At 64.4% G+C, this 12,769-nt stretch carries 11 protein-coding genes; 5 read left to right on the plus strand and 6 right to left on the minus strand.

The features are described from left to right. Nucleotides 1-23 precede the first annotated feature (23 nt). From paaC to AB0366_RS08475, 5 genes are read left to right on the plus strand one after another with little or no spacing between them, the layout of a single operon-like run. Nucleotides 24-941 (plus strand): 1,2-phenylacetyl-CoA epoxidase subunit PaaC, encoded by a 918-nt coding sequence (paaC, locus tag AB0366_RS08455; RefSeq protein ID WP_366243455.1) that lies wholly within the window; start codon nt 24-26, stop codon nt 939-941. Then, nucleotides 935-1,444: a 1,2-phenylacetyl-CoA epoxidase subunit PaaD gene (gene paaD, locus AB0366_RS08460; RefSeq protein ID WP_366243833.1), complete on the plus strand. Its 510-nt coding sequence runs from the start codon at nt 935-937 to the stop codon at nt 1,442-1,444. Before paaC ends, paaD begins: the two co-directional genes overlap by 7 nt. After that, entirely contained in the window at nt 1,444-2,538 is a 1,095-nt protein-coding gene (paaE, locus tag AB0366_RS08465) for a 1,2-phenylacetyl-CoA epoxidase subunit PaaE (RefSeq protein WP_366243456.1), read from the plus strand. The genes paaD and paaE overlap by 1 nt, the downstream gene beginning before the upstream one ends. Nucleotides 2,539-2,556: 18 nt before the next feature. Beyond that, nucleotides 2,557-3,864 (plus strand): phenylacetate--CoA ligase PaaK, encoded by a 1,308-nt coding sequence (paaK, locus tag AB0366_RS08470; RefSeq protein WP_366243457.1) that lies wholly within the window; start codon nt 2,557-2,559, stop codon nt 3,862-3,864. A gap of 1 nt (nt 3,865) precedes the next feature. Then, nucleotides 3,866-4,771, plus strand: a complete 906-nt coding sequence (locus AB0366_RS08475) for a helix-turn-helix domain-containing protein (protein ID WP_366243458.1) — start codon at nt 3,866-3,868, stop codon at nt 4,769-4,771. Nucleotides 4,772-4,801: 30 nt separating this feature from the next. On the opposite strand, the gene AB0366_RS08480 is transcribed toward AB0366_RS08475, so the two are convergent. From AB0366_RS08480 to AB0366_RS08505, 6 genes are all read right to left on the minus strand, one after another. Then, nucleotides 4,802-6,322, minus strand: a complete 1,521-nt coding sequence (locus AB0366_RS08480; protein ID WP_366243459.1) for a GMC family oxidoreductase N-terminal domain-containing protein — start codon at nt 6,320-6,322, stop codon at nt 4,802-4,804. Nucleotides 6,323-6,424: 102 nt separating this feature from the next. After that, a complete protein-coding gene (locus AB0366_RS08485) occupies nt 6,425-8,134 on the minus strand; it encodes an amidohydrolase (RefSeq protein WP_366243460.1) in 1,710 nt (569 codons plus the stop codon). A gap of 22 nt (nt 8,135-8,156) precedes the next feature. After that, a complete protein-coding gene (locus AB0366_RS08490) occupies nt 8,157-8,642 on the minus strand; it encodes a hypothetical protein (protein ID WP_366243461.1) in 486 nt (161 codons plus the stop codon). Nucleotides 8,643-8,653: 11 nt separating this feature from the next. Beyond that, complete coding sequence (locus AB0366_RS08495) at nt 8,654-10,075, minus strand: APC family permease (RefSeq protein WP_366243462.1); 1,422 nt, start codon at nt 10,073-10,075, stop codon at nt 8,654-8,656. Continuing rightward, entirely contained in the window at nt 10,068-12,014 is a 1,947-nt protein-coding gene (locus tag AB0366_RS08500) for a primary-amine oxidase (protein ID WP_366243463.1), read from the minus strand. Before AB0366_RS08500 ends, AB0366_RS08495 begins: the two co-directional genes overlap by 8 nt. An 88-nt stretch (nt 12,015-12,102) precedes the next feature. Then, on the minus strand, nt 12,103-12,672 hold the full coding sequence (locus AB0366_RS08505) for a TetR/AcrR family transcriptional regulator (protein WP_317798116.1): 570 nt from the start codon (nt 12,670-12,672) through the stop codon (nt 12,103-12,105). Nucleotides 12,673-12,769: the final 97 nt, after the last annotated feature.

The raw sequence follows: 12,769 nt of genomic DNA on the forward strand, positions 1-12,769 counted from the left end.
ATTCTTCAAGAGGACAAGCACTCATGACTGATCACGACAACGCCTACGAGGGCCTCGTCGACGAGGACTCGCACGGGCAGTGGGCATTCGGGACGAGTTTCGACGACCCACTCGCCGGTGTCGACACCACCGTCCCCGACGACGTCGACCTGAAAGCCCTTGCCGCGTACTGCCTCATGCTCGGCGACGATGCACTGATCAGCTCGCAACGCCTGGCCGAGTGGAGCACTCGCGCGCCGGAACTCGAAGAGGAAGTGGCTCTGGCCAACGTCGGCCTCGATCTCCTCGGCCAGGCCAGGTTACTGCTGGCCCGCGCCGCCAAGGCCGATCCGACGGTCGTGCCGTTCATCTCGGACACCTCGCCCGCACCGTCGGAGGATGCGCTGGCGTTCTTCCGCGACGAGGCCGACTTCCGCAACGTTCGGGTCACCGAGCTCGAGAACGGCGATTTCGCGAAGTCGCAGGTTCGCCTTCTGGTGTTCTCGACGTGGCGCCTCGCTGTGTTCGCTCGGCTGACCGAGTCCCGCGATCCCGTTCTCGCCGCTGTTGCGAACAAGGGCGTGAAAGAGCTGACCTACCACCGCGATTACGCGGCTCGGTGGGTCGTCACCCTGGGGTGCGGAACCGACGAATCGAAGCGGCGCGTCCGCGAGGCCGTGACGCGTATCTGGCCGTACGTCTCCGAACTGTTCGTCCCGACGGACGAGGAGATCGCACTCGCGAAGGTCGGAGTCGCCGTCGATCCGCGCGATGTCCGCGAAGAATTCGATTCCGTTCTTTCGCAGGTGCTGCATGCAGCAGAATTGGACGCACCCGAGGGCAAGTCCGTCGGCACCATCGGCGGCCGCGGCGGTCGGCGTGGGATCCACACCGAAGCGTTCGGGCCGCTGATCGCCGAGATGCAGGTCGTGGCGAGGGCACATCCGGAGGGAGTCTGGTGACCACACTTCAACGAACGGCGCGCGAGATCGCCGCCACCGTAATGGATCCCGAGATGCCGCTGCTCACCCTCGACGACCTCGGTGTCCTGCGCGACGTCGAGGTCCGCGAGGACGGTAGCGTGCTCGTCACCATCACTCCGACGTATTCGGGTTGCCCGGCGATGGCAACGATGCGCGACGACATCGAGCACAAGCTTCGCGACCACGGCTACACCGACGTCGACATCGTGACCAGCTTGACCCCGGCCTGGAGCACCGACTGGATCTCCGAGGACGGCCTGCGCAAACTGCGCGAAACCGGGTACTCCACACCGGGTCCGGCCCCGGCACGTACCTCCGGCCCGGTTCCGCTGACTCTCACGGTCAAGCCCCGGCAGCTCACCTGCCCCCAGTGCAGTTCCACCAACACTCGGCTCACGTCCGAGTTCGGCGCCACCCTCTGCAAAGCCCAGTACCGGTGCGACGACTGCCTCGAACCCTTCGACCACGTCAAGGAAATCTGATGACCGTCACCGCCGAACCAGTACAGAAGAACCTGCGGAACAAACCTTTTCACACGTTGACCGTCGCCGACGTCGAGCCGCTGTGCGACGACGCCGTGGCCGTCACCTTCGACGTGCCCGAGAATCTACGTGCGGAGTTCGATTTCAAGCCGGGCCAGTCGCTGATGCTCAGCCGCACCGTCGACGGTGTGGAGCATCGTCGTTCGTACTCGATCTGTGCACCCGCCGGTGCGCGTCCCCGCGTCGGCGTGCGCGAGGTGAGCGACGGCTTGTTCTCCTCGTGGCTCGTCCGCGATGTCAAGGCCGGCGACCGCATCGACGTCCAGGGTCCGACCGGCACCTTCCACGCCGATCCCGCGGTCGCCGGCAGGCACGTCCTCATCGCGGCCGGCTCGGGCATCACCCCGATGCTGTCGATCGCAGCCTCGGTCCTCACCAACCCGGATGCCGAAGTTGTTCTGCTGTACGGCAATCGCCGGACGCGGACCGTGATGTTCGCCGAGGAGATCGCCGATCTCAAGGACCAGTACGGGAGCCGATTCGACGTCATCCATGTGCTGTCGAGGGAACCTCGCGAGGTCGAACTGTTCAGCGGAAGACTCGACGCCGAGCGGTTGCGCGAGATACTCGACACCGTCGTCGCGACCCCGGACATCGATCATTTCTGGCTGTGCGGCCCGTTCGGGATGGTCACCGATGCCCAGCAGGTTCTCGCAGACCTGGGCGTGGCCAAGAGCAGCGTCCATGCCGAGCTGTTCTACGTCGACGACATGCCCCCGCCTCAGGAGAAGCACCGCGAGCCGGGTATCACCGGTCCGAGCAGTGAGGTCACGATCATCCTCGACGGCCGCGAGGTCAAAGGCGCACTGCCTCAGGACGAGTCGATACTCGATTCGGCCGAGCAGCTGCGCTCGGATCTGCCGTTCGCGTGCAAGGGCGGAGTGTGCGGCACGTGCCGCGCGAAGGTGACCGTCGGCGAGGTCGACATGCGTCGCAACTACGCACTCGAGGACAACGAAGTCGACGCCGGCTTCGTGCTCACCTGCCAGACCTTCCCCGTCAGCGACACCGTCACCGTCGACTTCGACGCCTGAGACCACGAGAGAGCAATCATGACCAGCGTCTTGTCCACCCCGACCGACAGCCCCGACATCGAGCACGCCAGCCGCGACCGGATCGCGACCCTGCAGCTCGAGCGCCTGCGGTGGTCGCTGCAGCATGCCTACGACAACGTGGCTCACTACACCAAGGCGTTCGACGACGCCGGTGTGCATCCCAGCGATCTGAAGGACCTGAGCGATCTGGCGAAGTTCCCCTTCACGTCCAAGCAGGACCTGCGGGCGAACTACCCGTTCGGCATGTTCGCCGTGCCGCAGAACCAGGTCTCGCGCATTCACGCGTCCTCGGGCACCACCGGTCGCCCCACCGTCGTCGGCTACACCGCCAAGGACATCGACAACTGGGCAGATCTCATCGCCCGCAGCCTCCGCGCGGGTGGCGTCAAGCCCTCCGACAAGGTGCACGTGGCCTACGGATACGGGCTCTTCACCGGTGGACTCGGTGCCCACTACGGCGCAGAACGGCTGGGCTGCACGGTCATTCCGATGTCCGGTGGCATGACCGATCGACAGATCCAACTGATCCAGGACTTCGAGCCCGACGCCATCCTGGTCACCCCGTCCTACATGCTGACGATCGTCGACGCCATGGTGAAGAAGGGGATCGATCCCGCGACGACGTCTCTGAAGACCGGGGTATTCGGTGCCGAGCCGTGGACCGAGGAGATGCGCACCGAAATCGAGAACACTCTCGCGATGGATGCCGTCGACATCTACGGCCTGTCCGAGGTGATGGGACCGGGTGTGGCAATGGAACGCGTCGAAACCAAGGACGGACTGCACATCTGGGAGGATCATTTCTACCCGGAGATCATCGACCCGGTGACCGGAGAAGTCCTGCCCGACGGCGAGGAGGGTGAATTGGTGTTCACTTCCCTGACCAAGGAAGCGATGCCGATCGTGCGGTATCGCACCCGGGATCTGACGCGTCTGCTGCCGGGCACGGCCCGCACGATGCGTCGGATGCAGAAGGTCACCGGCCGTACCGACGACATGATCATCCTGCGCGGCGTCAACCTGTTCCCGACGCAGATCGAGGAGCTCATCCTGGGTGTCCCCGCACTCGCACCGCAGTTCCAGTGCGTACTCGAACGGGCAGGCCGAATGGATTCCCTGACGGTGCGGGTGGAGGCCAGGCCCGATGTGCCGTCCGATCAGTACGCCGTCCTGGGCGTGACGCTGCAGAAGCTGGTCAAGAACCGGATCGGTGTGACGGTGAACGTCGACGTATTGCCGCAGGCCGCGTTGGAGCGTTCGATCGGTAAGGCCCGCAGGCTGATCGACAACCGCCCGGCCGTATGACATGAGCCCGGTGGCACAGGATTTCGAGCAATGGCGCGAGAACGTCTCGACGGCGTTCGTGCCGCTCGACGCTGTGTCCACCGGGCCGTCTCCGTTCCAGGGCACCCTGGTGTCGTCGACATTGGGTTCGCTGCAACTGAGCGAGGTCGCGGGGCGCGAGGTGGACGTGCGCCGCACACGCGCCACCATCAAGCGTGCCGATCCCGGCCTGATCAAGGTCGGCCTGCAATTGACCGGCCGCGGCACGCTGGTCCAGAACGACCGCGAGGCCGTGCTGGAGCCGGGCGACTTCGCGGTGTACGACACCAGTGCCCCGTACGATCTGCATTTCGTCGGGGACTTCGAGATGTTCGTGGTGATGTTCCCGCGCGACGCGCTGCGCATCGATTCCCGTGAGTTGACGACCGTTGCCGCGCGTCGCATCGAGGGCGATCACGGCGTCGGCGCGTTGGTGTCGCCGTTTCTGTTCAATCTGCGCCGCAACGCCGCCGACGGGACTCTGCCGACGACGCCGATGCTGGAGAACGCCGTCCTCGACCTGCTCTGCGCCGCTCTCGACGACGCGGCTCCCCACGACGCACCGGGTTCGACACTGCTGATCGAGGCCAAGAGTCTCATCGAGTCGCAGCTGTCAGATCCCACGCTGTCGACGGCGTCGATCGCTGCGCGACTGCACATCTCGACGCGGTACCTGCAGAAACTTTTCGAGTCCGACGGCCGCACGGTGGCCGGCTGGATCAGATCACGACGACTCGACCGATGCCACCGCGAACTCCGGAATCCACGCTTCGCCGCGGACAGCATCGGAACCATCTGTGCGCGTAACGGTTTGATCGATTCGTCGAACTTCTCGAAGCTGTTCAAGGAGACGTACGGCATCTCGCCGCGCGAATATCGCGTCGGGTGAGGGCATAGGTCGCCCTCACCCGACTACGAGTCACTCCCCGAGGATCAGATCCGAGGCCCGCTCACCGACCATGATGGACGGCGCGTTGGTGTTGCCCGACGGCACCGTGGGCATGATCGACGCGTCCGCGACCCGCAGCCCCTCGACGCCGCGGACCCGAAGATCGGCTCCGACAACGGCATCGGCGTCCGACTCGGCTCCCATCTTGCAGGTGCCGACCTGGTGGTGGTACGTACCGGCGGTCTGTCGGACGTAGGCCCGTAGGTCGTCGCGGGTACGTGCGCTCGGTCCCGGAACCACCTCGGCCTTGCGCCACGACGCGAACGCGTCGGATGCTCCGATCTCGCGGCAGATCTCCACCGCGTCGACCATCGCTTCGAGGTCGTACGGATCGGCCAGGATGTTCGGATCCGCCAGTGGCAGTTCACTCGGGTCCGCGGACGCCAACCGCAGGGTCCCGCGCGAGCGGGGAGCGACGATGCCGGGTGCGATGGTGTAGCCGTTCTCGGGCACCGGGTATCCGTCTGCCGGATACGGAATGTGCATGAACAGCGGCTGCAGATCCGGTGCAGCACCTGCCCATCCGGTGCTGCGGGCATACAGCTGCGCCTCGAGCAGGTTGTTGGTGCCGGCGGCGAGCGGCTCGAGGGACTCGTAGATGTTGCTCAGCAGCAAATGGTCGTGCAGGTTCTCGCCGACGCCCGGCAGGTCGACGACGGTCTCGATGCCCAACTCCTCGAGGTGACCCGACGGCCCGATTCCACTGAGCATCAGCGCCTTCGGCGACCCAAGAGCGCCGCCGCACAGGATGACCTCGTGATCGGCGAACGTTCGCTGCGGCTCGGAACCACCGAGCGTGAACTCGATTCCCACCGCTCGGCTGTTCTCGAGCACCACCTTGTGCACGAGCGCCCCGGTGGTGACGGTCAGATCGGGATTGTTCAGTACCGGGCCGACGAAGCTCTTCCACGCGCTCATCCGCTCACCGTCGCGGGTGGTGGTGTGGTTGTAGCCCGCACCGACCATCTCGTCGGCGTTGAAGTCGTCGATGAGCTTGTGGCCGTGCTCGACTGCCGCATCGACGAAGGCAGCCGCCAGTGGATGCGGGGTACCCATGATGGACACCGGCAGTGGCCCGTCGCCGCCGTGGAACTCGTTGGAACCGAGCTCGTGCGACTCCGAGCGTTTGAACAGCGGCAGTACGTTCTCCCAGGCCCACCCGGCATCTCCGGTTGCGGACGCCCACGCGTCGTAATCGCTGGAATGTCCTCGGACGTAGATCATTCCGTTGAGGGACGAGCTGCCGCCGAGTACGCGCCCGCGTGGCCAGAAGATCCGCCGATCGTTGGCATGCTTCTGCGGGGTGGTGAACAGTCCCCAGTCCTGCGATCCGCCCAGCAGCGTCGGCCAGCCCTGGGGTGAGTGGATCGCCGGATCGGTATCCACCGGTCCGGCTTCGATGACATGCACGGTGTGCCCGGCATCGAGCAGCCGTCGGGCGATGACGCTTCCCGCTGATCCTGCTCCCACTACGATGTAATCCGTCGACATGCGCTACTTCTTTCTGTTGTGACCGTCGACACAACAGTGACCGAATCCGCGAGCACAAACATGTCGCTGCGCGCACACATTCTGGGTCAGATGCGCACCCAATCAGCTTTCGGGCCAGACGGGGTTGCGGTAGACCTCCACACCCCCCACGACGGTCGAGACAACCGCGATCGATGGAATGTCGTGCGGATCCATCACGGTCAGGTCACCGTCCAGAACGCACAGGTCAGCCACTTTTCCCGGTTCGAGTGAGCCCTTCCATTCCTCAGCGAAGTCCTGCCACGCCGGGTTGATCGTGTATGTGCGGATGGCTTCGGCCAAACCGATCGTCTGCTCCGGCCCACTGACCCTGCCCGACGCCCGGCTCTCCCGCAGCATCATCGTCGAGATGCCTTGACGCCAGTCCGGAGTGGTAACCGGCGCATCGGACGAGCTCATCAAGGCGACTCCCGATTCGACAGCACTTCTGTACGGCCACTCGTACGCCGCTCTATCGACCCCGACGACGCTCTCCTCCAAGTCGGCGATCGTCCATTTGATCGTGGGGTTCATGTTGACGCCGATGTTGTGTTCGGCCAAGCGTTCGAGAGTCGGCACACTGATGAAATCGCCGTGAATGAGATAGTGCCGCGCGTCGTCACGCGGATGAGACGACTGGGCAGCGATCAACGCGTCGGCGACCGTATCGATGGCTCGATCGCCGGTGACGTGAACGCCGATCTGATGACCCGCTTCGTGGCCGATCCGAATCATCTCGGTCACCTCGTGCACCCGACGCTCATCGGTGTCGCCGCCCACGCAGAGTGATCCGCACCCGCCGCCGACGTACTCGTCGTGCATCCATGCCGTCTTGCTGGGCGGAATACCGTCGGCGAACACCTTCACACCGAGAATCTGAAACGTGCGCGGATCCGTGGTCGACGGTGGTTCGATGGCGCTGAGGTTCTGTTCGAATTCCGCTGCTGTTCCGCTCATTCCGGCGGGCAGCATCAATGCCGAGACTCGAATTCCGAGCTCTCCTGCCGCGGCGAGGTCGGCATATATCGACAGACCTTCCTCACCCATTGCGCCGCCGGCCAGATCTTCGCCGCCGGGCCCGAGCGCCGGGTCGGTGAAGCTGGTGATTCCTTCTCGCTGCAGGATGGAGATCGCGGATCGCACTGCTTCCGTGCGCCGTTCGCGTGTGAGCTTCGGTAGTACAGATTGAACTAGACTCTGCGCACCCTCCTGCAGAATGCCGATCAGTCGGCCCGATGACTCCGTAGGCATCACTCCACCGTCCGGTACCGTCGTCTTCTCGTCGATTCCGGCGCGTTCGAGCGCGACCGTGTTCACCCATGAGACGTGCCGGGAGAAGTCCTGCAGAAACACCGGGTTGCCTGGCGAGACAGCGTCCAGATCGAATCGCGTCGGACGCACCGCGGAGTCGGCCACGCACTCGTCGAGATACCCCTCGTCCCAACCTGTTCCGACGATCCATTCGCCGGGCCCCGCCTCTGCTACGGCGGCGGCCACAGCGTCGACCACGTCGGCGATCGATCGAACGGTCGGAAAGCTCAGGTCGAGCGACAGCGGTGGTGTGTCGAGACCGAAGGCCACCGCATGCAGGTGTGAATCGTTGATGCCCGGCAGAACAGTCTTGCCCGCCAGATCGATTGTCACGGTGCGCGGCCCAACGAACATCTCCATGTCGGCGTCGGTTCCGGCGGCCAGAATCACGCCGTCGGCGATCGCGAGCGCACTGGCGATCGTGAAGTCTGCGTCCACGACGAACACCGCGCCGTTGCGGTAGACGATGTCTGCTGTAGTCATTGTTGTCTCCTGGGTTGTGGAATCAGAAAGCTACGGGTGCCATTGCGACAATCATGAGAATGGAACCGGCCGCAGCACGACGGCCCGAGCGGCTCCTGTGAAACATGTTCAGCGTCAGACCGACCCAGGTGGCAAGCAGGGCCAGTACGACGAGACTCGGATCGAGACCTACGCCATGCCGATGCGCCTGCGCAGCCGATACTGCCTCAGGCACCGAATGGACATGGATCGAGGGTGTCAGCAACAGCAGGACCGCCATACAGGTCAGGTCGACGACGCACGGACCCGACTGCGGCGGAGGCGAAATACCCCCGGTTACGTACAGAGCCGCGATGATGAGGGCAAGACTCGCCGGAATCACCATCGTGGCATCCATGCCGAACACCACCATGGCGGCCATGACGGTGCCCATGCACAGGTGAGCCCACCGGACTCGCCCCGTGTGGTTGCGGCGTCCGATCAGGGGCAGCACCGCACCCACTGCACCCACCGCCATCAGCACCGTCATGACCATCGGTGTCAGGCCGTCGGCTCGAGATCTCGAGCGCGAGATCCGGTCATCCGAGCTACGAGGATCCCGCCGACGAAGAATGCCGCGACGACGATCAACAGCAGGGCGGCGAGCACTCCCGAACCGCCGATGAGCAGCGTGAAGTTGTCCAGCACGAGGCCGAGAATCGCCACCAACCCCACGGTTCCTAGTGCCGGGGCCACAACGGTGTGCCAGGTGCGCGTGTCCACGGTCGATCGACGGAAGAACGCGATGATCGCGCCGCCGGTGAGGATCATCAGAACCAGGATGCTCACGGTGGCCAGTCCGGACATCCAGGTGAACAGTTCCAGCACCGGGTCTGCGCCTGCTGCCGCGAAGACCACGAGAACCAATGCTGCCGAGGCGGTCTGGAACAGCGATCCCATGTGCGGGGAGCCGTGCTGAGAGTGGGTGCGCGCCAACATCGACGGGGCGACGCCCTTGCGGGCCAGTGCGAACACGTACCGTCCGATTGCGTTGTGGAATGCCAACAGGGCGGCGAAGAGGCTGGTGACCAACATGATCTCCATGATGTCCGCGGACACCGGGCCCAGGTACTGGGCGGCAGCGGCGAAGGTCAATCCCGCCGTATCGTCGGCGGCGGCCTGCGCGACGGATGCACTGCCGAAGGCGAGCACCACGGCCCAACTCGACACCGCGTACACCAGTCCGATGGTGACGACCGCGGCGTAGGTCGCGATCGGAACGGTCCGCGTGGGGTTACGCGCCTCCTCGCCGTAGATCGCGGTGGCCTCGAAGCCGATGAACGACGCGATGGCGAACATCAGGGCGATTCCCGGCGATCCGCTGAAGAAGGCCGAGGGAGTGAACGATTCGACGTCGATGCCCGCGGCACCTCCCTTGGCGAACACCGCCACCGACAGGATCACGATGATGCCGATCTCGAGCACCAGCAGTACTCCGAGCACCTTGGCACCGAGATCGATGCTGCGGTAGCCGAGCAGCGCCACGATCGTGACGAGACCGAGTGCCCACAACCACCAGGGCAGGTCGGGTCCGCCGTACTTCACGACCAGGCTGTCGACGGTCGATGCGGCGAGGCCGTAGATGCCCGCTTGAATGGCGGTGTACGTCAGTAGCGCCAGACCCGCGGCGCCGAGGCCCATGGTTCTCCCGAGCCCCTTCTCCACGTAGGCATAGAACGCGCCGGTGTCCACCATGTGTCTGCTCATGGCCGCGTACCCGACGCTGAAGATCAGCAGGACGACTGCCGCGACGATGTAGGCGAGCGGAGCGCCCGCCCCGTTACCTGTCGCGATCATGACCGGCAGGGCCCCACCGATGGCGGTCAACGGCGCTGCAGCGGCGATGACCAGGAACACGATCCCGACGACACCGATGGAACCGCGTAGCGCGCCTGCCGTCGAATTCGGTTGGCGCTCAGACATTCTGCTCACCGCTTTCGCAGCTCGAGGCGGAGCAGTGCGCGGACGTCGTTCTCGGCACATCGAGGGTGGGGTTGCGATCGAAGAATCCTGCGGGCTTCAGTTTGAAGCCGGTGTAGTCCACCGGCATGATCGGCCAGTCCTCGGGCCGCGGGAAGTGGGTGAGCCCGAACGTGTGCCACAGCACGATGTCCTCGTCGACGAGGCTGCGGTCCGATGCGACGAATGCCGGCAGACCCGCTCCACCGTGGTGCTGGTTGACGAAATCACCTGCGGCATAACGTTCGCTTCGATCGAACTGCGTCACCCAGAGATGCTTGGTGGCGAACGTGGCGCGTCGCGCGATCGACGAGTTGTCGTCGGCGAGAAGCAGCGGCTGCCCCTCGGGGTGCAGCGTGTATCCGACGGGCTTTCCGAGACGGCTCAGCGAGGTCGGATTGGTGACGTGCCAGACGCGGCCTACCGTGCCGTCGGCAATGCGTTGCGCCTCGGATTCGGTGGCGAGTGGGGTGTGTTGCAGAGCAAAGGCGTTGCCGTGCAGGTTGTCCGGGCCCATCGGTACTCGGCGGGTCTCGATCTCCTCGACGGAGTTACCGATGCCGTCGACCATCATGTCCAGTCGCGCACTGAACAGGTGCTGGTGGCACGGCGCTCCGAGTCCCGGGGCGATCTCTGTTGCGTACGGGTAGTCGCCGCCGGGATGCCCGGAGGTGAAGACGATTCCCGTTGCCTTGACCTCGAATTCGAGGGTGCCGTCGAGGTAGAGGTACCAGAAGAATCCGTAGTCGTAGTTGCCGATGGTGGTGAAGAAGGAGATCACGAGTCGGCGCTGACGACGGGTCTCCTGCGATCCCGACCACAGATCGGTGTGCTTCCACAGCACCCCGAAATCCTCCTCGTGCATGCACACGGCGTTGGTCAGAGTTTTCGGGTTGCCGAATTCGTCGGCGATCACGGCGTCGAAGTACGTGATGTCTCCGACGCAGTCGCAGCCGAGTTCGAGTGAGTTCGCGTACCGTCCCACCAGGTACTCACCGGTGTCGAAGTAGTTCTGCCACGACCGAACGGGCGACGGATCGCCATAGGGGACAACCATTTCGGCGATCGAAGCGCGATGGATGATCGGACGCACGGTACCGTCGTCCTCGAACCCGATCTGGTGCAGCACCAGACCTTCACGCACGTCGAAGCCGACTCGGAAGGACCACTTCTCCCAGTCGACGCGATTGCCTCGAACCGTGAAGCTCGGACCGTCGGGTTGGGTGATCTCGATCGGCTTTTGCGTGGTGCGCAGCGGGCCGGTGACAGCCAGATCGTCGAAGTTTCCCGATTCCTCCGGGATGGGAACCACACCCAGGTCGACAACCTTGTCCACCGTCCGATTCATCACGTCGACGAACGCGACCAGCCCGTCGATGGGATGGGCCCACGCGTGATCGGCGGGGTAGTCCTGCCGAAAGGCCAAGCCGCGCAGTATGCGTCGGCCGTGCTCGCCCGGGTAGTCGAACACACCTGCCGACAGGGGTGCCACTCGAACGTCGGCTACGTCCAGTCCGCGGGCTGCCAGCGCTGCGAGCCAATCCGGATCGGTGGAGAGCACCTTCTCTACGAGCTCGAATTCCTCGTCGAGCACCGGCATCTGGCCGTCACGGATGGCATCGAGGCGGGTGGAGCCGATCACCTGACGCTCGTCGAGGGAGACAAGAAGGTCGACGGCATCGGGTGTCGAGATGTCGTGCAACAGCACCCGGAAGGTGCGCCGGGTGGTCGGTTCGGCGACGTACAGCTCGGCCTTCTCCGGTTCGTCCAGTCCGACGTAGACGAACCTGGTTGCAGCCGTGACGAATCCGGCGGCGTCGACGATGTCTCGAACCTGCGCGATCTCGTCTTCGGTGGGCAACGACAAGGCATGGTCGATTGCGTGGGGCGTGAGGGTTGGCATGAGTGTTCCTCGAGGTCAGGTGTTGGTTCTACATACGTTGAATAACGAAGGCATACGAGAGAGCGCGGGTCGCCCGCACACAGGATGGCTACAGCTGAGCTATGAAGCGGTCGAGCATCTCGAACTGACGGTCGGCAGTGGTGTCGTCGGGGGTGAGCACGCCGAGAATCTGCATACCCATCATCATGTTGAGCAACATTTCGACGGCGAGATCGACATCGAAGTCGCCGGCGTCGCCTTCTGCGCGAGCCTGCTCGAGAAACTCCGCCATCCGCGCCCGCCACGACACCAAGGATCGATGGTTCGTGTCGTCCATGTGCTCGTCGTACATCGCGCGCTGCCACAGCGAGACTGCAATTCTCGCCTCGAGCAGAGTCTCCTCGGTCGTCGGCATCACTTCTCGACAGAAGATGCGGAGGGCATCGAATCCCGTTGCGTCGCCTAGAGCTTCGTCGATACGGCGGTTCGTTGCCTCGAAGACGTGCTCGAATGCGGTTCGGAGAATCTCGTCCTTGCCTGCGAAGTAGTGGCTCAGCGCACCGTTCGTGTACCCCGCCTCGGTCGCGATGTCCCGCATGTTCGCGGCATCGATCCCCTTGGCAGCGATCAAACGCCAGGTTGCCGCGGTGATCGCGCGGCGGCGTTCGTCGTGATCCACGAGCTTCGGCACAGCCCTACGGTAGCGGCTCCCTGCTGGGACCTAGGGTTCGGGCATCGTCATCATCGCCTTCCGATCCGTTCGGACGTTGTTCTAC

This window comes from Rhodococcus sp. NPDC076796 (assembly GCF_040702765.1).
In the GTDB taxonomy this organism is placed as follows: domain Bacteria; phylum Actinomycetota; class Actinomycetes; order Mycobacteriales; family Mycobacteriaceae; genus Rhodococcoides.

Bases quoted from the DNA above. Each gene is read 5' to 3' on its own strand.
- paaC (WP_366243455.1), top strand. From the start codon at position 24: ATGACTGATCACGACAACGCCTACGAGGGCCTCGTCGACGAGGACTCG.
- paaE (WP_366243456.1), top strand. From the start codon at position 1,444: ATGACCGTCACCGCCGAACCAGTACAGAAGAACCTGCGGAACAAACCT.
- paaK (WP_366243457.1), top strand. From the start codon at position 2,557: ATGACCAGCGTCTTGTCCACCCCGACCGACAGCCCCGACATCGAGCAC.
- AB0366_RS08475 (WP_366243458.1), top strand. From the start codon at position 3,866: ATGAGCCCGGTGGCACAGGATTTCGAGCAATGGCGCGAGAACGTCTCG.
- AB0366_RS08480 (WP_366243459.1), bottom strand. From the start codon at position 6,322: ATGTCGACGGATTACATCGTAGTGGGAGCAGGATCAGCGGGAAGCGTC.
- AB0366_RS08485 (WP_366243460.1), bottom strand. From the start codon at position 8,134: ATGACTACAGCAGACATCGTCTACCGCAACGGCGCGGTGTTCGTCGTG.
- AB0366_RS08490 (WP_366243461.1), bottom strand. From the start codon at position 8,642: ATGACGGTGCTGATGGCGGTGGGTGCAGTGGGTGCGGTGCTGCCCCTG.
- AB0366_RS08495 (WP_366243462.1), bottom strand. From the start codon at position 10,075: ATGTCTGAGCGCCAACCGAATTCGACGGCAGGCGCGCTACGCGGTTCC.
- AB0366_RS08500 (WP_366243463.1), bottom strand. From the start codon at position 12,014: ATGCCAACCCTCACGCCCCACGCAATCGACCATGCCTTGTCGTTGCCC.